This window comes from Nonomuraea sp. NPDC048901 (assembly GCF_040649695.1).
Classification (GTDB): domain Bacteria; phylum Actinomycetota; class Actinomycetes; order Streptosporangiales; family Streptosporangiaceae; genus Nonomuraea.
The window spans coordinates 935,274-954,217 of record NZ_JBEZFW010000001.1; the positions used below are offsets into that span (position 1 = coordinate 935,274).

Annotated in this window: 21 protein-coding genes and 4 tRNA genes; 14 read left to right on the forward strand and 11 right to left on the reverse strand. The window is 66.0% G+C overall.

All coding sequences use genetic code 11. The features are described from left to right. Window positions 1-3: 3 nt before the first annotated feature. The 5 genes from AB0C30_RS04550 to AB0C30_RS04570 form a co-directional block, all read right to left on the reverse strand. Window positions 4-1,596 (reverse strand): sulfatase, encoded by a 1,593-nt coding sequence (locus AB0C30_RS04550; protein ID WP_357939540.1) that lies wholly within the window; start codon window positions 1,594-1,596, stop codon window positions 4-6. 254 nt (window positions 1,597-1,850) lie between these two features. After that, window positions 1,851-2,693, reverse strand: coding sequence for a sigma-70 family RNA polymerase sigma factor (locus AB0C30_RS04555; RefSeq protein ID WP_357939542.1), 843 nt, complete (start codon window positions 2,691-2,693; stop codon window positions 1,851-1,853). 69 nt (window positions 2,694-2,762) lie between these two features. Then, window positions 2,763-3,257 (reverse strand): hypothetical protein, encoded by a 495-nt coding sequence (locus tag AB0C30_RS04560; RefSeq protein WP_357939544.1) that lies wholly within the window; start codon window positions 3,255-3,257, stop codon window positions 2,763-2,765. A 192-nt stretch (window positions 3,258-3,449) separates the two neighbouring features. Next, window positions 3,450-3,626, reverse strand: coding sequence for a hypothetical protein (locus tag AB0C30_RS04565; protein WP_357939546.1), 177 nt, complete (start codon window positions 3,624-3,626; stop codon window positions 3,450-3,452). A 377-nt stretch (window positions 3,627-4,003) separates the two neighbouring features. Then, the gene (locus tag AB0C30_RS04570) at window positions 4,004-4,204 is read right to left on the reverse strand and encodes a hypothetical protein (protein WP_357653769.1); all 201 of its coding nucleotides are present in this window, start codon (window positions 4,202-4,204) and stop codon (window positions 4,004-4,006) included. A 284-nt stretch (window positions 4,205-4,488) separates the two neighbouring features. On the opposite strand from AB0C30_RS04570, the gene AB0C30_RS04575 reads away from it, so the two are divergent. The 6 genes from AB0C30_RS04575 (at window position 4,489) to AB0C30_RS04600 (ending at window position 8,840) form a co-directional block, all read left to right on the forward strand. Then, window positions 4,489-4,578: a hypothetical protein gene (locus AB0C30_RS04575; protein WP_357939548.1), complete on the forward strand. Its 90-nt coding sequence runs from the start codon at window positions 4,489-4,491 to the stop codon at window positions 4,576-4,578. Then, window positions 4,575-4,973, forward strand: coding sequence for a DUF5994 family protein (locus tag AB0C30_RS04580; protein WP_357939550.1), 399 nt, complete (start codon window positions 4,575-4,577; stop codon window positions 4,971-4,973). The genes AB0C30_RS04575 and AB0C30_RS04580 overlap by 4 nt, the downstream gene beginning before the upstream one ends. 58 nt (window positions 4,974-5,031) lie before the next feature. Beyond that, the gene (locus AB0C30_RS04585; RefSeq protein ID WP_357653770.1) at window positions 5,032-5,337 is read left to right on the forward strand and encodes a circadian clock KaiB family protein; all 306 of its coding nucleotides are present in this window, start codon (window positions 5,032-5,034) and stop codon (window positions 5,335-5,337) included. Continuing rightward, window positions 5,334-6,863 (forward strand): circadian clock protein KaiC, encoded by a 1,530-nt coding sequence (gene kaiC, locus AB0C30_RS04590; protein ID WP_357939552.1) that lies wholly within the window; start codon window positions 5,334-5,336, stop codon window positions 6,861-6,863. The genes AB0C30_RS04585 and kaiC overlap by 4 nt, the downstream gene beginning before the upstream one ends. Further along, window positions 6,863-7,918 carry an ATP-binding protein gene (locus AB0C30_RS04595; protein WP_357939554.1) on the forward strand — a complete coding sequence of 352 codons (1,056 nt, stop codon included), beginning with the start codon at window positions 6,863-6,865 and terminating at the stop codon, window positions 7,916-7,918. Before kaiC ends, AB0C30_RS04595 begins: the two co-directional genes overlap by 1 nt. Window positions 7,919-8,336: 418 nt before the next feature. Next, window positions 8,337-8,840, forward strand: coding sequence for a hypothetical protein (locus AB0C30_RS04600; protein WP_357939556.1), 504 nt, complete (start codon window positions 8,337-8,339; stop codon window positions 8,838-8,840). A 183-nt stretch (window positions 8,841-9,023) separates the two neighbouring features. Here the strand turns inward: AB0C30_RS04600 and AB0C30_RS04605 are convergent, their stop codons facing one another. Beyond that, a complete protein-coding gene (locus AB0C30_RS04605; protein WP_357939558.1) occupies window positions 9,024-9,461 on the reverse strand; it encodes a hypothetical protein in 438 nt (145 codons plus the stop codon). Between the two features lie 267 nt (window positions 9,462-9,728). On the opposite strand from AB0C30_RS04605, the gene AB0C30_RS04610 reads away from it, so the two are divergent. Then, complete coding sequence (locus tag AB0C30_RS04610; protein ID WP_357939560.1) at window positions 9,729-10,610, forward strand: hypothetical protein; 882 nt, start codon at window positions 9,729-9,731, stop codon at window positions 10,608-10,610. A 1,302-nt stretch (window positions 10,611-11,912) separates the two neighbouring features. Here the strand turns inward: AB0C30_RS04610 and AB0C30_RS04615 are convergent. Continuing rightward, window positions 11,913-11,988, reverse strand: a tRNA-Lys gene (locus AB0C30_RS04615). Window positions 11,989-12,047: 59 nt separating this feature from the next. Further along, on the reverse strand, window positions 12,048-13,202 hold the full coding sequence (locus tag AB0C30_RS04620) for an acyl-CoA dehydrogenase family protein (protein ID WP_357939562.1): 1,155 nt from the start codon (window positions 13,200-13,202) through the stop codon (window positions 12,048-12,050). Window positions 13,203-13,293: 91 nt separating this feature from the next. On the opposite strand from AB0C30_RS04620, the gene AB0C30_RS04625 reads away from it, so the two are divergent. Then, the gene (locus AB0C30_RS04625) at window positions 13,294-13,593 is read left to right on the forward strand and encodes a PspC domain-containing protein (RefSeq protein WP_357939564.1); all 300 of its coding nucleotides are present in this window, start codon (window positions 13,294-13,296) and stop codon (window positions 13,591-13,593) included. Here the strand turns inward: AB0C30_RS04625 and AB0C30_RS04630 are convergent, their stop codons facing one another. Together AB0C30_RS04630 and AB0C30_RS04635 are read right to left on the reverse strand one after the other, a co-directional pair. Then, window positions 13,594-14,859, reverse strand: a complete 1,266-nt coding sequence (locus tag AB0C30_RS04630; protein WP_357939566.1) for an MFS transporter — start codon at window positions 14,857-14,859, stop codon at window positions 13,594-13,596. 109 nt (window positions 14,860-14,968) lie between these two features. Then, a complete protein-coding gene (locus tag AB0C30_RS04635; RefSeq protein WP_225301693.1) occupies window positions 14,969-15,310 on the reverse strand; it encodes a metallopeptidase family protein in 342 nt (113 codons plus the stop codon). 60 nt (window positions 15,311-15,370) lie between these two features. Between AB0C30_RS04635 and AB0C30_RS04640 the strand changes: the two genes are divergently transcribed. The 6 genes from AB0C30_RS04640 (at window position 15,371) to AB0C30_RS04665 (ending at window position 17,878) form a co-directional block, all read left to right on the forward strand. Continuing rightward, the gene (locus tag AB0C30_RS04640) at window positions 15,371-16,915 is read left to right on the forward strand and encodes a metallophosphoesterase (RefSeq protein WP_357939568.1); all 1,545 of its coding nucleotides are present in this window, start codon (window positions 15,371-15,373) and stop codon (window positions 16,913-16,915) included. Then, window positions 16,916-16,988 (forward strand) — tRNA-Glu (locus AB0C30_RS04645). An 87-nt stretch (window positions 16,989-17,075) separates the two neighbouring features. Next, window positions 17,076-17,150 (forward strand) — tRNA-Asp (locus tag AB0C30_RS04650). Window positions 17,151-17,154: 4 nt separating this feature from the next. Continuing rightward, window positions 17,155-17,228, forward strand: a tRNA-Phe gene (locus AB0C30_RS04655). A gap of 267 nt (window positions 17,229-17,495) precedes the next feature. Continuing rightward, window positions 17,496-17,621 carry a hypothetical protein gene (locus tag AB0C30_RS04660; RefSeq protein ID WP_357939570.1) on the forward strand — a complete coding sequence of 42 codons (126 nt, stop codon included), beginning with the start codon at window positions 17,496-17,498 and terminating at the stop codon, window positions 17,619-17,621. Beyond that, entirely contained in the window at window positions 17,618-17,878 is a 261-nt protein-coding gene (locus AB0C30_RS04665) for a Txe/YoeB family addiction module toxin (RefSeq protein ID WP_357939572.1), read from the forward strand. Before AB0C30_RS04660 ends, AB0C30_RS04665 begins: the two co-directional genes overlap by 4 nt. Window positions 17,879-17,917: 39 nt before the next feature. On the opposite strand, the gene AB0C30_RS04670 is transcribed toward AB0C30_RS04665, so the two are convergent. Continuing rightward, the gene (locus tag AB0C30_RS04670; protein WP_357939574.1) at window positions 17,918-18,877 is read right to left on the reverse strand and encodes a hypothetical protein; all 960 of its coding nucleotides are present in this window, start codon (window positions 18,875-18,877) and stop codon (window positions 17,918-17,920) included. Window positions 18,878-18,944 lie beyond the last annotated feature (67 nt).

Here is an 18,944-nt window from a genome sequence, read left to right on the forward strand (position 1 = left end):
AGGTCAGAGGCGGGCCGCGGTCCAGCAGTCCGGGGCGCCTGCCTTGCCGCACTTCGTCAGTGCGTCGAGGACCTTGGCCAGGTCGGCGGTCCTGGCGTTGTCGGAGTCGTTGGACTCCTGCTTCGGGTCCGACACCGTGTCGTAGTACTCGGGCTTCGACGCGCCCTCGTATTCGACGTACAGGTCCTCGGCAGTACGTACGGCCGCGTAACTGGGGGGCTGGGAGTTGCCCGCCTGGAGGGGTTCGGCGTCGGGGTCCGGCTCCGGCTCTCCGGGTGCGGCCGGGTTGGGTTTGACGTGCTCGATCAGGGCCGACTTACGCCAGTCCTCGACCTTGTCGCCCTGGATGAGCGGCAGCAGGCTGCGGCCGTCGCGGCTGTCGCGGGTGGCGGCGCCGATGCCGGCCATGTCGAGGAAGGTCGCGAACAGGTCGACGTTCTGGGCGATGGCGCTGGTCACGAGGTCGCCGTGCCGTCCCGCTGTAGGACGCTTGACCAGCAGCGGCACGCGTACATCGTGGTCGTAGGCGGTGCTCTTGCCGCGTACCAGGCGGTGCTGGCCGAGGTGGAAGCCATTGTCGCTGGTGAACACCACGTACGTGTCGCGCTTCTCGGCGGCCGTCAGCGTGCCCAGGACGCGGGCCACCATGTCGTCCACCGACTGCACCATGCGGATCCGGTCGCGGAAGTCCGTACGCAACTGCTTGACCAGCGCGGGAGCGAGCGGCTCGCGGCGTACCCAGGAGGGCTTGTCGGCGGTGTCCTCGTCGAACGCGGGCAGCTTGCTCACATCGATGTCGTCGCAGTCGGGCCCGCCGCAGTCGCCGTTCGGGAACTCCCCGGCCGGGAACTGGGTCTTGGGCCGGTCGCGGCGGGCGGGCGGGAAGCGCGGCTCCTTTTCGCCCGGCTTGACGTTGAGCCTGGCGTGCGGCGCGAACGGCGCGACCTGCAGGAAGAACGGCTTGCCCGGGGCGCGCTCGCGGGAACGTGCGATGAAGTCCGTAGCCCGCTTGCCGAGCAGGTCCACCAAGTACGTGCCGTCGGAGGAGTCCAGGCCGGGCGTCTCCCCCTTCACATAGTTGGTGAGCTGGTACTTGAACTCGCCGTAGCCGGAGCCGGCCGCCACGTGCCACTCGTCCCAGCCTGTCGGCACGTGATAGTCGGTGCCCGTCACTGGGTACTCGTTGATGTACTTGCCGAGATAGCCGGTACGGTATCCGGCCTTTTCCAGCGAAGCGGCGTACGTTCTGGGCTCGTGCGGCGCGAACGCCTTGTAGCCGCCGCGGTCGGAGTTCAGGTTGGTGGCCACGCCGGTGTTGTGCGGGAACTGGCCGGTGAACATCGAGGCGCGCGACGGGCAGCACAACGAGTTCGACACGTAGTAGTTGGTGAACGTGGTGCCGCCGTCGGCCAGGCCGCGCACGGTGTCCATGTACGGCAGCAGGTCGGCGGACATGTCGTCCACCAGGAAGAAGATGATGTTCGGCCGCTGGGGCTTGGCGGCCGCGGCCGTCCCCGTACCTGCCTGGGAAACCAGGCTCAGGCTGAGGATGAGCGCTAAGGCCACCGCCAAGGCTCTGCGGGTACGTCGGGTCATCGTCGTGACCGCCTTCTTGACAACTCGGGAAAACTGAGGGTGAAATGCACGTTAATAGCCCTCGATGCGATGGATCAACCGATCGATCCTGAAAACTTCCTGGCAAGCGCGCCGAAGTAAGGCCAGGCAAAGATGACCCGAATCTGCCCCGCATCGAAAATGCGGTTCTGTGAAACCCCTGGCCAAGAGGGCTTTTGACGGTTAGGGCGTCCGGGACTCGAACCCGGAATCTACGGATTGAAAGTCGTCGGCTTTTATATCGGGCCTTGTCGGACAGAATTCAATGCCAAGACCATGGCGATGCCCCGACGGGGAGTTCCGCAGGCCGAACGGCCCAGCTCATAGATGGCGTCGGCTTCCCAGATCGTAATCCTGGGTGTGCCCGTCACACCGGTGAGCCAATACATGACCAGGTCCTCGGCCCAGCGCCGGTGGACCGACGGAAGCGGTACGCGGTTCGCGACCGCGGAGAGGATCGCGGCGGCCTCCTCGGCGCGCTCGGTGTTGATCGCGCCCTGATCCAGGTGCCGATGATGGCCGACCAGCGGAAGAACTGTGGCCAGTTGCCGGCGGGCGTCACTCAGCCGGCTGCGTACGGTGCCGACCGGGATCCCGCACAGCGTGGCGATCTCCGCGTAGGAGTTGCGGACGGTGAAGTAGCGGAGCATCGCCACCGGCAGTGTCGCGGGCGTCAGCTGCCGTAGACCGTGCCAGACCAAGTCACGCAGGGCGCTGCGTTCGATGGCCGCGACCGGGTCGTCGAGGAACGAGGCGATCAGGTCGGCGCCGGCCGACTCGACCAGGCCGGGCAGGCGGTTGCGCAGGATCATCCGGCAGTTGTTGCGGACGATGGCGTGCAGCCATGGGCGGACCTTGGACGGATCACGCAGGTTGCCGATGCGTGAGAGCGCGGTGACCGCGGCGTCCTGGCAGGCGTCGTCGGCATCCGGTCCCGCGCCCAGGACCCCGACCGCCACCGCCCGCATCCCGGGGTACTCATGCTGAAGAAGGCGGGCGAGCCCCTCAGGGTCACCCTGTTGAGCCGCACGGACGAAAGGCTCCATGTCGGCGACCGGTTCTGAGCTGACCAAAATCATGGCGGCGACGGTATCGACGGCCAGTGGAAACTTTCTTCCTCGCGATCCGAACTTCTCGCCCCACCTCTGTCAGCCGAGGCCGGCCAGGAACGTCTCCGCGCGGCGGGCGAACAGGTGGGCTCCACGCGCGGTTGAGAGCTCGCGCGCCTTTTCACCCGCGGACCGGACGGCGGCCGCGGGTTCGCCGCGGGCCAGCCGCATCTCGCCCAGCAGCCCGAACCAGGTGGCGACGCACGAACGCGGCGGGTCGAGGAGGTCCGTGGCGATGATCTGCTCGGCCTCCGCTGTGGTCCCGGCGGGGTCGTCACCGGTCATCGTCAGCGCCCAGCATCGTGCCAACCGCTGGTAGGTGCCGAGGTAGGCGAAGGACAGCCCGGGATCCGCGGCGGTCCCCAGCTCCGTCACGCGTAGCGCCTCGACCGGGTCGCCGGTCGCGTCTTGGGCGGTGGTCACGTTGAGATCTTCTACGCGGAGGTACCAATCCCCGGCATTGACGTTGACCACGACGGGGGTTTCGTCGGGCAGGCCGGTGAGGTAGTCGAGGAGTTGGCGGACGGTGAGCATAGGCGCAGGGTGGCATGGATTGCGCACCTGCGTACACCCCGCCCGATCATCCCGTCTGCCGTCGACCCTCGCGAAGGGGAAGCGGGCCAGGGCCCCGTGGCCCTGGTCTGCTCGGCTTGTCCCGGGTCGATGGCGGGCGGGATGATCAGGCTTCCACCTCGGCCATCTACGGCCATCCGGTCTACGCGGCGATCATCCCGGAGCCGGAGCGCCCCCGCCGGAGGCGGGCCCTTTACGCTGCTCCTGGTAGAACTCAGTCGCGTCCCGCATGCTGCACTCGAACAGTTGCATGGTGAGCTGAATGCTTCGGATGATCTGCTCATGGGCGATGAGGTCGTCAAGCTGGGCTAGCTGCTCCTCGTCGGTCATGGCGGCATCCTGGCAGGCGGCGGCGTGTCGGCGGTCGGTGAGTTGGCTGGGTGTGCCGCGGTGTGACTACGGCGATGCCCGCGCGGCGCCCGCGCCGTGACCGGCCTCCAGGCCGCAGCGCGGCGTGGCGCATCACGGGCCTGGACCGCGTTGCCGTGCCGACCGGCGTCACGGTGAACATGGGCTCGCTGGACGCGAAAACGACCCCGGCGTGTTCGCGCCGGGGCCGCCCCTTCCAGGCCGTTGCACATGAGAGTGCACGACCTTCATACAACACTACAGCCGACCGAACCCGATTCCTCGTCAATCGAGTTGCCGATTCCAGGACGGCCGCAAAGGTGCCAGGAGTGGTGTCAATCGCGGGGCCGGCTTCCCCGCTACAGGTACTGCCCCGCCTCAGCGCTGTCTGTCTTCGACACCCGCACCAAAACCACGTTGGCCAGGTTGATGACCACGCCGTTCGTCTCGGTCTCCCGGTCGTACCTAGCGCGGGTCAAAACCAGGCTGCGCTGCTCGTCAAGAGCGCGAGCGATCACCTCGAGCGCTCCCTGCTCTCCGTCGAAATCTCTACTGATCATGGAGATATCTTCACCGCTTAGTGAGTGAAATCGAATGATCAGTACGCAGTTGTCAGGCACTGTTGGCCCCTTTCACCAGAACCGGATTCAGGCAGCGGCTCAAGCCTGGGCTCTGTGCGGTCCTGCGGGCGATCTCCCCAGTGGGACAATGCCCGTTCAAGGGGCCCTCCTGGCCGCGCGCAGGTCCGAGGCTCAGCCGTAGGGCTCGCGTCCCTCCCAGACCTCCGGTTCAAGCATCCGCCGTACGGCTGACCCTCGCAACTGCGCGTGGCCACGTTGGGCCAGTGGACAGGACATCGTGGTTCCGCTCGACCGACGCGGCGGCCGAGCTCCCGGCCCTCATCGCAGCCGTCGACCAGCGCCTCGGGAGATGACCCTCCGAGTCGGGCTCCACGTGGACGCCTGGGACGACATCCCGCACCGGATCGCGACTCCCGGCCGGGCGGTCAGGGTGGGACGGTTCCGATCCATGGACGGCCGACTGGTCACCCTGAGCCTCAAGGGAAAGCCGGAGGTGATACCGCCACAGGCCACGGCGGCGAGGGCCGCGTTCGCAGCGACCGGCGCGAGCATGAACGGCGGGTGCTCCAAGCCGCCGGTCGACATCGACGGGCAGATAGCGGGCGGTCAGCGGGGGTATACCGGGGGTGATGGGGGCCGACTGGCGCCGGTGGGGGGCGACCGGCCGCATAAGCACCAGGCGCAAGCGGCCAGGGCCGTGATGAGCGTGTCGGCCGTCACGGGTCGGCGCGGCGAGGGGGCGTCATGAATGGGAGTCCGGCCGGGTCGGAACACGAGTTCCTGACGGCACGGCGGTGTTGACGCCGATGGCGACCTACTCGTTCAGGTTGTACGTGGTAGGGCAGACACCGCGGTCGCTGGCCGCGGTGGCGAATCTGCGGGCCCTATGTGACACCTATCTTCCCGGCTGCCATGAGATCGAGGTCATCGATGCCGCCGAACAACCGGATCTCGCGGAGGAGGAGCGGATTCTGGCCATCCCAATCGTGATCAGGACCAAGCCGCTCCCACGTTTCCGGGTTATCGGAGATCTGTCCGATCAGGCTCGGGCTGCAGCTTTGCTCGGCCTTCCTGAGGTGGGCAGATCGTCCCCAGAAGGGCAGGCGCAATGATGGGCAGTGCCACGGTCGGGCGGACACCGACCGGTATCAATGGCTTCGACGACATCGCCATCGGGGGGCTTCCTGCCGGTCGGTCCACCCTCGTGGCCGGCACGACCGGCACCGGGAAGACGCTGTTCTGCCTGGAGTTCCTCGCCCGGGGCATCGCCGGTTTCGGTGACCCCGGCGTGTTCGTCGCCTTCGACGAGACACCTGAGAACCTCCGCCGCAACGTCGGCTCCCTGGGCTTCGACATCGCACGCTGGGAGGCCGAGGGAAAGTGGACGTTCGTCGACGCCTCGCCGGAGGCCGGTGAGCAGACGCCCACCGTGGGGACGTACGACCTGGGCGCGCTGATGGCCCGCGTCGATCGCGCCGTGCGTCAGATCGGCGCCAAACGGGTCTCCTTGGATTCGCTCGGCGCGGTCTTCATGCGTTTCGACGATCGGGAACTCATTCGCCGTGAGTTGTATCGGCTCGCCCGGGTCTTGGAGTCGCTCGAGGTCACATCGGTCCTGACCGCCGAACGCGACGCAGAATACAACCACATTACCCGGCAAGGCATAGAGGAGTTCGTATTCGATAACGTCATGATCATGCGGAACGTCATGCGGGACGAAAGACGACACCGGACGATCGAGATTGTCAAGTTCCGCGGCACCACTCACCGCACCGGGGAGTGGTTGTTCACCATCGACCCGAATGACGGGCTGGTCATCATCCCGGTCGCGTTCCTCGTGCCACGTGACCGGGCATCGCAGGAGCGGGTCTCTACCGGGAACATCGAGCTGGACGCCATGGTGGGCGGTGGTGTCTTCCGGGACGCGGTCGTCCTGCTCATCGGGTCGTACGGCGGCGGAAAGACCCTGGCGGCTCTGCAGTTCGCCGATGCCGCGTTCCGGGCGGGCGAACGCTGCCTTTTCCATGCCTTCGACGAGACTCGCGGGCAACTCGGCCGCAACGCCGCTGGCTGGGGTCTGGACTTGGACGTCATGGAGGCGTCGGGACTGCTCCGAGTAACTGCCACGTACCCGGAAGTGGCCTCAGTGGAGGATCATTTCCTGCGTATCAGGAGGGACACCGCGGACTTTGCCCCGGCTCGGCTCATCATCGACGGTCTCTCCGCCCTTGAGCGGAGAGCGACGCCGCGGACACTGCTGGATTTCGTCATCGCACTGGGCGGGGTCGTGCGGCAGCACGAGATCACGACCCTGTTCACCTCCGCACCGACCGGCGGGGGAACGTCGATGTTCACAGCGCCGATCATGGACGTCGCCAGCATCGCCGACGTGACGATCCTGCTGCCCTACATCGAAGGAGCGGGTGTGGTCCGGCGTGCCATCGCCGTCCTGCAGACGCGCGGCTCGGCACATGACCACACCATCCGGCAGGTCGCCATCGACGGTGCCGGTATGCACATCGGTGACCCCTATACCGAAGCCTTCCACATGCTCTCCGACGCCGTCGTACTGCCACGCCACCCGGAGTGGCCGACCGACCCAGACCGCGCAACGGCCGGGGACCAGGATGAGAGCTGATGGGTGAGCCCCGCGACAGCGCGGAGAAGCCGAACACCGAACCGGTGTGCCTCTCCGATCCCGGGCGCGACGCCGGACGTATGGTCATGGCGGCGCTGGCGGACGGGATCGTCGGGGTCGACGAGGACGGTGTGATCCGGATCTGCAACCCCGCCGCCGAGGAACTGCTCGGCCGGCCCTCGGACGAACTCATCGGCACCCCGTTCGGTTACCCGGTCGTCAACGGCGAATCGACCGAGATCGACCTGATGCTGCCCGGCGGCCAGACGCGAGTGGTCGAGATGCGCGCCACCACCGCGACGGTGGCAGGAGAACACCTGTACGTCGCCGCGTTGCGCGACGTCACTCTCCGGCGCGAGGCCGAACAGCAGCTCGAAGCAGAACTCGAACGCCACAGCAGGGTGATCGCCGTGGTCGCCCATGAAGTCCGCAACCCGCTGGCGGGGATCGGCCTGTTGGTGGACATGCTGCGTGAGCCCGAGGAGAGCTTTTCCGACGAGGAGCGTGCCGACGTCCTCGACCGCATCGCGGTTCGCACGGCGAATCTCCAGGCACTGGTCAAGAAGCTGCTCACCGTGGCGAAGATCGATGCGAACGCCGTGCGGGTCTCTGTGGAGCCGGTGCCGGTGCTGGAGGTGATCCTCGAACGGCTGGCCGAGTTCGCCGATCGGCCCAAGGACGTGTACGTGTCGTGCGATCCCCAAGTCCGGGCTCTGGTGGATCGTAGCGAGTTGTCAGAGATGTTGATCAACTATCTGGAGAACGCCTTCCGATACGGAGCCCCGCCGTTCGAGGTACGGGTAGCCGAGCAGCCCGACGGCGTGGAGATCCGGGTGTGCGACAACGGGCCCGGCGTGTCCGAAGAGTTCCGGCCGAGCCTGTTCGAGCGGTTCAGCCGTGAATCGCGCACCCAGCGGGAGACCGAGGGCTCGGGGTTGGGTCTGTGGATCGTCCAAAGCCTGGCCCAGGCCAACGGTGGCGACACCTACTTCGAACCAGGCGAACAAGGAGGCGCTTGCTTTTGCCTGCGTCTACCCCAGGCACCGCCGTTCTGAGCGTTCGCCTGTGGGTGCCAAGAACTCGGCCACCCTATGCAACCTGCGCGTATTCGTGGATCAGCCCGCCAAGGCGGACACGTCGGATGACCTTGATATCGTCCTCGTTCCCGGCCCTCATGGAGCAGATCCTCACCGACGCCCGATATCCAGATGGTGCTCACCGGCGTTCGCATGTCTCGTATGAACTCGGTCATGGAGCGGTGGGTGCAGCCTGCCTGCTCTGGAATGAATGCCACTTACGGCATGCTCATCTGCATGGATGGCGTTTTCGGCAGGCGCACAGCTCCCGGGCCGCGAGGAGTTCGATACGTCGGCCGCCCGTGTAATGCTGGTATCTGCGGGGAAAGCGCCTTGATCAAGTCTTGATGTGATAGCAGGCGAAACCCGGATCGGGCTGCCCGGCAGGGCTTCCGGCTTGGTGTTCTCTTGGCCTTCCTGTAGGTCTGGCCTGAAAAACGGGCCCCGCCGCGTCACCGTGCGCCTGGACGGCATCACCGCCCGCGTCATGGACGAACAGCGCCTCCTGCTGCGCGCCGTGCCCTGCCCGCTCCCGCTCGCCGAATGCGTCACCCTGCGCAACGCCCGCCCCGCCGGACCACCACCCACCTCGCCGACCGAACCCGTCACCGTCCAGCGAGTGGTCTGCAGCCGCGGCCACTTCCAGATCGTCGGCCAGAAGATCCAAGTCGGCCGGATCCACGCCCGCAAAATCCTGGACGTGACCGTGGACGACACCCACATCACCATCCACGACAACGGCGAACCCATCCGCGTCGTCCCCGAACCACCACTCAGGAGATCGCCCGGATCAAGTCCACAGCGCATACTAAGACACCAGCGGGGTTCCGGCCTCTTGGCTGTAAAAGGTGGCTGTACGACCTCGTCCAACAAGATCGAAGATAAGTGTTTTTCCTGGTAGGGCGCCCGGGGCTCGAACCCGGAACCTACGGATTAAAAGTGGATGTTGCTTTCGTCTGCGGCATGCGTCGTGACCTGTGGTGGAGCACCGACATGTTCAAGCGCTCCCCCTCCCGTTCCGCGCATGTTCCGGATCTTGTGTCAGGAGCATGGTGCGGTTGGGTGGCGTAATGGATCAGTACGATCAGGTCAGTTCCATTAGGTGAGCGGTGGGGCTGTACTCAATCTTCCAGTCTGCGTAGACGCCTAGACTTCCGTCCTTCAGACAGCGTAAGCCAATGCTGACCCAACGCACTTCACCGTCACTGCGGAAGGCGAATCCCACTACTGCGGCGAACTCCTCGCCTCCACATGGGCAAGCACATTCTTCGAGGTCAGCGTCATTCACACAGTCGGCACTGTCGGCGATATATGAGGCGTCCCCGCATGCGACGCAAATACGTTGTACGCAACCTTCAATGTCATCGGCCATGACGCTGAAGTACTTGCCAGCGCATCCGACGCACACTGCCTCACTCACTTGCTGGACGGCGTAGCCACCCGGCTGGTACTCGCGGAGAAAGTCGGCGAGATCCTCGAAGTCCTCACCCCGCCAAAGATCGCCCGACGCGTCGATCGCCATGACACACGAGTGTATGGCCGTAGGGTATGGCTTTACAGCGCGTGCCCGTTCCTGCGCTCACACGGCATCTGACCTGTGGCGCTTGGATGTCACAGCGCTTGTGCCGCCATGATCATTGCACGCATATCGCACGGTGCTACGTGCACGTCCCGCCGGGTTGGGTTGCACCACCTCATCGACGACTGACATCTCGAACTGCGCCATCGACGATCGAACCTCATTCTGTCGGTGCACTGGCCTATGGTGTGCTGCCTGACGGTATCCGTGATGATCGGGGAAGAAGACGTGGGCTTGACGACGCCTCCGGCGCCGTTCGACGTGGCGAAGCTCTTTCCCGAACTGGCCGACCAGAGCCAGATCGCTGTCCGGCTGCACCCGCGTCCCGGAACACCTTCGCCTACGGGCAGTTCCATGGGCGGCCCGATGCTGTGGCCCATAGGCGAACCCTGGCCGTTCTGCACGTCTCCGGACCACGAAAACCTCACAGGGGGACAGCCGATCGCGATGGTGCCGATCCTCCAACTCTACGCCCGGGACGTACCTGAGCTGCCGTTCCCACCGGGCACGGATGTGTGCCAGATACTGTGGTGTCCTTTCGTGCACGAGTCCGACTTTCGGCCGGTGGTACGCGTGCTCTGGCGGAAGGCGAGCCTCGTCGTCAAGCTCCTCACCAAGGTTCCGGAGCCGGTGGCCAGCGAGGAAGGACTTCTCCCCCAGCCGTGCGTGCTCTCACCCGAGCGGGTCAAGGAATATCCGGCCTGGGAGACGTCGGCGGAGCTGGCCGAGAAAATCGAGGAATGGGAATCGTCGCTGGACGATGCGGAAGATTGGAGTTACCAGTACCACCTGTCGGCTGCTCCGGGCACGAAGGTCGGCGGATGGATCGACTGGATCCAATCGCCCGAGACCGTCACATGCGGCCAGGGCCATGAGATGGCGCATCTGCTGACGATCGCCAGTTGGGAGCACGATCCCGGATCCGCGACGAGGTGGGTACCGCTTGAGGAGCGGCACCTCCTCAGCTCAGACTTCGACCCAGGGCAGATGGGTCCCTCCGGACTCATGATCGGCGATGCCGGCGCAGCTTATCTCTTCGTCTGCATGGAGTGCCCTGATCGACCCATCGGCAGCGTCACCCAGTGGTCGTGAAGTTGCCTGATGGGGTCTCTGACGGTGAAGCGGCAGGCAATCGAATGCCACGCTGTAGCTTGGGAATTGCAGGGATCTTGGCTTGTAGGAGCGTTGACCTGCGACTGAGGCTGGTCGTGAGTAGCCGTGGTTGACCCCTCGTTACCCCTCTTAATGGCACGCTAATGGCACGACGACCAGCCCGTGACCTGCTGTCTCCCGCGCGACGCGTGGCCCTGGCCCGCTCGGCTTGTCCCGGGTCGATGGCAGACGGGATGATCAGGCTTCCTGCTTAGCCGTTTACGATCTGCGTCTAGCGTGGGCGATCATCCTGGAGCCGGAGCACCCCCGCCGGAGGCGTGCATTGCCTTGGGCAGTAGGTGCTTGGACGTGACGCACTTCGCATGTGATCATCATGAGCATGTCATCGACCAGAAAGGGCCATGCCGCGTAGGCGCCCTTCCGAGGTCCGTACGCGAGGATCGGCGTGTGGGACCCACCGAGCTGTGATTCATCATGTTCCCGGGCTTGGCCGCCGTCCCATGGCCGCGGTGATCGCCCTCGAACACACCCGCATGTGGCCGGGCGCGGTGGCGGCGTCCCTGGCGGCTTGGCAGGAGGCGGCCCTGGTCGGGACCGCTGACCGCCTCTTCTTCAGGTGCGAGTGCGAGGAGTGCACCGGAGATGCGCCCCGCCGGCGACTTCAACGGGCTCTCGTCGACTTACCTTCGTGGGCCAGACCGCATCTGTATGCCCTGGTCCTACCCGTCGACCGGTATTACCTCCGTCGAACCTCACCACAATCGCCTACGTCCCCCGACTCCGACGGGACATGGTGGCAACGACGTCGCCGACGCGAGGATCGGAGCGTGTAGAGGCGGATGTGGACAGCTTGCTCAGGCGGCGCGGCAACCCCCGAGCGGGCCTTTCGGTAAGTACGGCGGAGCTGGCGTGCGGCGCCCGGCCCGGTGTCCCGCCGCCGTCCGGGACCGGCCCCCAGGCCGCACGCCCGGACGGCGGGCGGGCGGAGGGCCGGGGGTGCGGCGGCGCGCCGCGCCGCCGCTTGATGCTGCGTGACAGGACTGCTCACAGAGGACCCCGAGACACCTCGGGGTCCTTCGTTGTTGTCGCGGCGTGGACGCGGAATCTCCGAAGAACGCTTCCAAATTGCCGTCTCGACCTGCGTAAACACGCCAAGATCCATTCCGCGTATATTCCGGGAAGGGTGGCAGACGGCTGCTTTCGGTGGCCTGTGGCTGCCTGTGAGGCTCAAGCCTTGTCGGAGCGAAACCCCAGCTCAGAGCCAAGATTCGAGGTAGAGGATGGTAGGGCGCCCGGGGCTCGAACCCGGAACCTACGGATTAAAAGTCCGCAGCTCTGCCAATTGAGCTAACGCCCCCTAGCAACAGCACAAGGGTACAGAGATTACCGCCCCCCACGCGACGCCCTTAAGCCCCCTCACCGGTAAGCCGGGAGCCCCGTCAGCGCTTCCCCCAGCACCAGCGTGTGGATCTCCTGGGTGCCTTCGTAGGTGAGCACGCTCTCCAGGTTGTTCATGTGCCTGATCACAGGGTACTCCAGCGTGATCCCGTTCCCGCCCAAGATCGTCCTGGCCTGACGGGCGATGTCCAGCGCCGCCCGTACGTTGGCCAGTTTGCCGAAGCTGATCTGCCGGGGCTCCAGCTTTCCCGCGTCCTTCAGCTCGCCCAGGTGCAGGGCCGTCAGGCCGGCCTGTGCCGTTCCGACGTACATCCACGCCAGCTTTTCCTGGGTCAGCTGGAAGGCGCCGATCGGCTTGTCGAACTGCACGCGCGTCTTCGCGTACGAGACCGCCGCCTCCAGGCAGGCGCGGGCGGCGCCCACTACGCCCCAGATGATGCCGAAGCGGGCCTCTGAGAGGCAGGAGAGCGGGCCTTTCAGGCCGGAGACTTCCGGGAGTACGGCCGAGGCGGGCAGGCGTACGTCGTCGAAGTACAGGGACGAGGTGACCGAGGCCCTAAGGGACAGCTTCTTGTGGATCTCAGGGGCGGAGAAGCCCGGCGTATCGGTCGGTACGACGAAGCCGCGGATGCCTTCGTCCGTCTGTGCCCACACGACGGCGACGTCGGCGATGGAGCCGTTGGTGATCCACATCTTGGAGCCGTTCAGGATCCAGTCGGAGCCGTCTCGCTTGGCGTACGTGCGCATGTTGGCGGGATCGGAGCCGTGGTCGGGCTCGGTCAGGCCGAAACAGCCGATCGCCTCACCGGCGGCCATCCGGGGCAGCCATTGCTCTTTCTGCTCGGAAGACCCATAACGCCAGATGGGGAACATGGCCAGCGACCCCTGAACCGACACGAAGGACCGCAGACCCGAGTCTCCGGCTTCGAGCTCGCGGCAGGCCACACCGTACGAGATGGCGTCCGTGCCGGCGCAGCCGTAGCCCTCGAGGTGCATGCCGAGCAGGCCGAGCGAGCCGAGTGCGGGCGCGAGCTCGCGTGCGGGGAAGGTGCCCTGCTCGAACCAGTCGCCGACGTACGGCAGGACGCGGTCGTCGACGAAGGACCTGACGGTGTCGCGGATCAGCCGCTGCTCGCCGTTGAGCCGGTCGTCCAGGCGCAGCAGGTCGTCCATCGAGCGTCCTTCCGTCACGTAAGGGCCTACCAGGGTTCTACCAGGGGGAATCCTGATGTGCGAACGCCGGGTCGCCGGGCAGTCTTGAGACATGAGCGAATACAACGTCAAGCAGCTTCGTCGGACCAACAACGGCCGCGTCATCGCGGGTGTCTGCTCGGGCCTCGGGGAGTACCTGGGCATCGACGCCAACCTGATCAGGATCGGCCTGGCGGTCGTCACGCTGTTCGGTGGGCTCGGAGTCGGCGTGTACGCCGTCGGCTGGCTGCTCATGCCGGACGAGGACCGTAACACCTCGATCGCCCAGGACCTCCTCGGCAAGCAGCAGGCCAAGTCCACCTGGCAGGACAGTACCGACTACTACCGCGGCGAGCAGAAGCCGCAGCAGTGATCAGGCGGGGGCGGGGGTCTCGACCCGGGACTCGGACCAGAGTATGGCGAGCACGGCCGCGGCCGTCACACCCGTGACGCCGGCCAGCGCGACCACCGGCTCCGGTCCGAGTTTCTCGGCGGCGAATCCGCCGATCAGGATCCCGATCCCTTGTACGGCCAGAAGCCCCGACTGCACCAGGCCGAACGCCTGGCCGCGTTGGTCGGCCGGTACGCACTGGACGAAGGCGGCATTGGCCGCAAGCTGGTACGCCCCACCCACCCCCGAGAGGAACCACGCCCCCAGCACCACGGCCAACGGCGGCTGCAACGCGGTCACGACCAGCGGCAGACAGCTCAAGATGGCCAGCCACCCCATCATGCGCAATCGCCGCGGCGGCGTGACGAACCTACTGAAGAAGAACGCCCCCACCGCGGTCCCCATCGGCATCGCCGCCATCAACAGCCCGGTGACCACCGGGACCGACAGGGTGCCGGTGCTGAGCTTCGCCGCGTAGGGGACGGCCAGGCCCTCCGGCAGGATGTAGAAGCCGCAGAGCCAGGCGAAGAGCACGAGAGTGCGGAGTTCCCGATCGCCGAAGACGAGCCGGGATCCCGCCCTGACCATGGCCCACATCGACGGCCTGCCGCTGTGGTGGGCGGCCCCGGGGCGCCGATGGACGCGCGCGACCAGGATCAGCGCGGAGCCCAGGAACGTGGCCGCGTCGACCGCGAGCGCGCGATAGGGGCCGATGGCGGCGATCATCGCGCCGCCGGCCGCGAAGCCCAGCATTTGGATGCCCTGGTTCGTCATGTTCTGCAGTGCGGACCCGACGAGGTATCGGTCACCTTCGAGCACTTCGGGCAGCAGCGCCGCGCGCGCGGCCGAGAAGGGCGCGCTGAGCAGCACCACGAGGAACACCAGCCCGCACAGCACGGGGAACGGCACCCCCGGCAGTGCCATCACGCTCACCAGCGCCGCGCGGATCAGGTCGCACGTGATCATGACGCCCCTGCGCGCGAACCGGTCGGCGAGGCCGGCCAGCAGCGGGCCGCCGAGGATCGTCGGCAGGTAGGTCAGCGCGTAGACGGCCGCGGTCGCGAGCGGGGATCGCGTGCGGTCGTAGACGAGCACGGCCAGCGCCACCTGGGCGAGTTGGTCACCGAGCAGGGACAGGCTCTGGCCGTACCAGAGCGCGCGGAACTCCCTGATGGCGATGACCTCGCCGTATGTGACTTGGCGCGGGAGGGCACGGCGATGCCGTCCCAGCAGCCGTCGCGTCCGCATGGCCCCCATTGGACTCCGCTGTGCCTGACTCAGAGTGTTCGCTATGTCACCTAAGGTGCCCGATCATTTGACAGGCCGCAACCCAAAGCAGCCAACCCATTGCGAACGGTTACCAGCCTAGTTCATGGAGCCGCGCGTCATCGATGCCGAAGTGGTGCCCGACCTCGTGCACGACTGTTATGCGCACTTCGTCGATCACGTCGGCCTCGGTATCGCAAATCTGACATATCGGATTGCGGTAGATCTCAATGCGGTCGGGCAAGACTGCGGAGTACCAGTCGCCGCGCTCTGTGAGGGGGATTCCGGTGTACAGGCCCAGGAGGTTGGGTTCGGGCGCATCGTCGACCACCGTGACGACGACATTGCTCATCACCCGGGTCAGACCTGGGGGAATCACGTCCAACGCCTCGGCTACGAGCTCCTCGAACCTCTCCCGCGAAACCTCAATCACGCTTGCCATTCTGCCTCGCAGGTTGGGTAAGCAAGAAACTGTATGAAGTTCGCTGACAGATTGAAGACAGTCCTCCAGTCGCGGGTGTCCAGGGTTGTGGCCGTACTCATCGTGGCCGCCGTGGGCGCCTGGCTCGGCATCTTCCTCAGCGGCACCGTCAGGGCTCAGGTCGGTCCGGTAGAGACGGGTATGTCGCTCCGACCAGCCTGGAACGGCGAGACGATCGTGGACGCCAGCCCGCTGGGCACGCTCACGTTCCGCACCCATGACGCGCCGCTCCGGCTCCGCATCTCCCTCGAGAACATCGACCAGGAACGCGCCAAGGCGATCATCGAGGACCCACGGCTGGCGGACCGGCTACCGGAGATCATCGAACGCGACCTGCTCGACGGTGTCCGCGCGCTGCTGATCCGCTCGCTGCTGTGCGCGGGGGCGGGGGCGCTGATCGCGAGCCTGCTGGTGTTCAGGCGCCCCAGAGTGGCGCTGCTGGGCCTGCTGGTCACCTCGGTGGCACTCGCCGGCACCAGCGCGCTGGCGGCGCTCACGTTCCGCCCCAATTCGCTCGTGGAGCCCAGATACTCGGGGTTGGTCGCCGCCGCGCCGTCGCTGGTGGGCAGCGCGGAGTCGATCGTGACGAAGTTCGAGTCGTACCGGTCGCAACTCACCAAGCTGGTCACGAACGTCTCCAAGCTGTACGACACGGTGTCGACGCTGCCGTTGTACGACGCGGACCCCAGATCCATCCGCGTCCTCCACGTCTCGGACATCCACATCAACCCGATCGCCTGGAACGTCATCCGCTCCCTGAAGGACCAGTTCAAGGTCGACATGATCATCGACACCGGCGATATCTCCGACCATGGCACGAAGACCGAGAACAAGTTCGTCGATGAGATCGGCACCCTGGGCGTCCCGTACGTCTACGTCCGCGGCAACCACGACTCGATGATCACCCAGAAAGCGGTCGCCAAGCAGAAGAACGCCGTAGTCCTGGACGACAAGACCCAGAAGGTGGCAGGCCTGAACATCTACGGCCTCGGCGACCCCCGCTTCACCCCCGACAAGACCGTCGCCGTGGACTCGGACCCGGCCGTTCTGGCCCAGTTCGGCCGCTCGCGTGTGCCGCGGATGGGGAAACCGGACGTGGTCGCCGTCCACGACCCGGAGGTCGGCCGTGGCTTCTCCGGCGCCACACCGATCATCCTCGCGGGCCACACCCACGAACGGTCGACGACCGTGCTGCCCTCGGGCACCCGCCTCCTGGTCCAGGGCTCCACGGGCGGCGCCGGCCTGCGCGCCCTCGAACACCCCCAGCCGACCCCCGTACAGGCCTCGGTCATGTACTTCGACAAGGAGACCAGACGCCTGCAGGCCTGGGACGACATCACGCTCGGCGGCCTCGGCGAGCAGTCGGTGTACATCCAGCGTCACGTGGAGCGTGACCCGGGACGTATGATTTCTCCAGAGCCAACGACCGCCCCGTCGCCAACGGGATCGATCACTGGCACGACGTCGCCGGCCGCTGGTCCGCCACTTTGGCATCAAGGGCAATCGTCCCCTATGCTTCAGAGGTCTCCAACGGAAGACGACAGGGAAAGTTCCTGAGCCCCCATCGTCTAGCGGCCTAGGACACCGCCCTTTCAAGGCGGCGGCACGGGTTCGAATCCCGTTGGGGGCACGGCGAAGCGCCTGGCGCACCGCAAAACGGTTGGTCGAAAGCCAACCGGGAGCTGGTAAGCTAAGCGAGTCGCAAAGCAAGGCGCAAGGTCCTGTAGAGCAGTTTGGAGTGCTCGCCACCCTGTCAAGGTGGAGGTCGCGGGTTCAAGTCCCGTCAGGACCGCTCGGGTCAGGTAGCTCAGTTGGTACGAGCGTCCGCCTGAAAAGCGGAAGGTCGGCAGTTCGACCCTGCCCCTGACCACCTTCTTTGGACAGCAAGAACGCCCCGAACGGATTATCGTTCGGGGCTTTTTGATTTCTCCTGACAGCAACGTCGCCATGTGCGGATCCACCGACCTTGATGTACATCATCACGTACACCGATGGCATGAAGGTGATGACCATGTCCGAATCGCGGGCCAACTACGCCGCCACCCTCGACGCCGTCATCAACGACTAGGAAGAAGTCCTCATCACCCGCCCCAGTGGAGAAGGCGTCGTGATGGTGTCGTAGCGCGAATACGAATCGATGCGCGAGACGCTCTACCTCATGGCCTCTCCCGTCAACCGCAGGCGGCTGTCGGAGGTGGTCGCCCGTCTGGAGGCCGGAGGCGGCACCGTCCGCGAGCTGGCCGATGAGGACACCACCTCGTGAAGATCCTTTTCGACGAATTCGCCTGGGAGGACTACTGCTACTGGCAGCGAGAAGATCGACGCGTCCTCAAAAGGATCAACCAGCTGATCGCCGACGTAGCCGGGAACGAGAATGAAGGCATCGGCAAACCAGAGCCGCTGAAGTATGAATGGTCCGGTTACTGGTCCCGGCGCATCACCTCAGAGCACCGGCTCGTCTGCCGCGTCAACGACGACACCATCATGATCGCCGCCTGCCGCTATAACTATGAGAAGTAGCGTCCGTCCGCCAGCAGAATTCTCCTCGGACGCTTCGCTTTACCGCGTCGGCGTGAAGGACGAGACGATCAGCCAGATGCCGGCGATCGCGATCACAGCTGCGACAGCGAGTTGCTTCGCCCGGCCGCCAATCATGCTTCGCGCCACATGGACGGTCCCGGTCCAGGAGATCCTCACCCAGGGGCGCAAAGCGGCCGACGCGACGAGGACGGCCGCGAGAAGCAGCGGCCACCGTATCGACTCGGCGAACGGTATCTCCAAGTCGTCGCTGTACGTCGCGACGTCGAGCAGCGGGAAGAGGAGAAGAGCCGCCGCGGCCGCGATACCGGCAAAGCGTCCCCATCGGGTGGAAACGGTGGCTCTCGCGGCCGCCGCCAATGCGACGAGAACGACCGGCAAGCCGATCCTGTCGGCCTCCCCGGACCACCACGCGAGGCCGTCCCAGGGCGACTCCGGAATCGCGAGGTAGATGACGCTAAGCCCCCGCATGTCGTATGTGACCATGTAGCGGTGGAACATCGCCGCCCATGCCGCCGCGCCGACGGCGCCCGCCCACAGGATGACCCCCTGTTGTCTCCGGGGCAGAGGTGACCGGGCCGCCAGGAGCAGCGCGCAAGCGGCCACCGGATAACAGACGATCAAAGGCCAGGGCAGGACGACCGCACGTTCCTGCCCGGTGCATGGGTCGGGGCCCGGCAGCAGAAGCGCGGTGATGAGCCCGAACGCGAGCACGAAGCCGACCGTGGCGACGGCGGTGAGGGCGGCCCGGCGTGACCCGCGCAAGAGAAGGCTGATCACGATGACCGGCAGCAGGAGAACGCCCCAGAACAGCAGCTCTCCCGGTACGTACTCCAGCGTGTGCGGACCTTCCATCGGAAAGGGAGCCGAGCTCGTCGCGGAACAGAACCAGCCGACGCTCTGCCTGCCGACCCCGAAGGCCGTCAGGATCACCGGGCCGGACGCGGCCAGGACCGCACCTAAGCGCAGCGCCGCCGCCACCAGGGCCGTGGGTTCCCGCATCACGGCACCTCCGTAAGTGATCAACCCGGGTCAGGGTAGCGGACCC

Bases quoted from the DNA above. Each gene is read 5' to 3' on its own strand.
- AB0C30_RS04550 (WP_357939540.1), bottom strand. From the start codon at position 1,596: ATGACCCGACGTACCCGCAGAGCCTTGGCGGTGGCCTTAGCGCTCATC.
- AB0C30_RS04555 (WP_357939542.1), bottom strand. From the start codon at position 2,693: ATGATTTTGGTCAGCTCAGAACCGGTCGCCGACATGGAGCCTTTCGTC.
- AB0C30_RS04560 (WP_357939544.1), bottom strand. From the start codon at position 3,257: ATGCTCACCGTCCGCCAACTCCTCGACTACCTCACCGGCCTGCCCGAC.
- AB0C30_RS04565 (WP_357939546.1), bottom strand. From the start codon at position 3,626: ATGACCGACGAGGAGCAGCTAGCCCAGCTTGACGACCTCATCGCCCAT.
- AB0C30_RS04570 (WP_357653769.1), bottom strand. From the start codon at position 4,204: ATGATCAGTAGAGATTTCGACGGAGAGCAGGGAGCGCTCGAGGTGATC.
- AB0C30_RS04580 (WP_357939550.1), top strand. From the start codon at position 4,575: ATGACCCTCCGAGTCGGGCTCCACGTGGACGCCTGGGACGACATCCCG.
- AB0C30_RS04585 (WP_357653770.1), top strand. From the start codon at position 5,032: ATGGCGACCTACTCGTTCAGGTTGTACGTGGTAGGGCAGACACCGCGG.
- kaiC (WP_357939552.1), top strand. From the start codon at position 5,334: ATGATGGGCAGTGCCACGGTCGGGCGGACACCGACCGGTATCAATGGC.
- AB0C30_RS04595 (WP_357939554.1), top strand. From the start codon at position 6,863: ATGGGTGAGCCCCGCGACAGCGCGGAGAAGCCGAACACCGAACCGGTG.
- AB0C30_RS04605 (WP_357939558.1), bottom strand. From the start codon at position 9,461: ATGGCGATCGACGCGTCGGGCGATCTTTGGCGGGGTGAGGACTTCGAG.
- AB0C30_RS04610 (WP_357939560.1), top strand. From the start codon at position 9,729: ATGATCGGGGAAGAAGACGTGGGCTTGACGACGCCTCCGGCGCCGTTC.
- AB0C30_RS04620 (WP_357939562.1), bottom strand. From the start codon at position 13,202: ATGGACGACCTGCTGCGCCTGGACGACCGGCTCAACGGCGAGCAGCGG.
- AB0C30_RS04625 (WP_357939564.1), top strand. From the start codon at position 13,294: ATGAGCGAATACAACGTCAAGCAGCTTCGTCGGACCAACAACGGCCGC.
- AB0C30_RS04630 (WP_357939566.1), bottom strand. From the start codon at position 14,859: ATGCGGACGCGACGGCTGCTGGGACGGCATCGCCGTGCCCTCCCGCGC.
- AB0C30_RS04660 (WP_357939570.1), top strand. From the start codon at position 17,496: ATGCGCGAGACGCTCTACCTCATGGCCTCTCCCGTCAACCGCAGGCGG.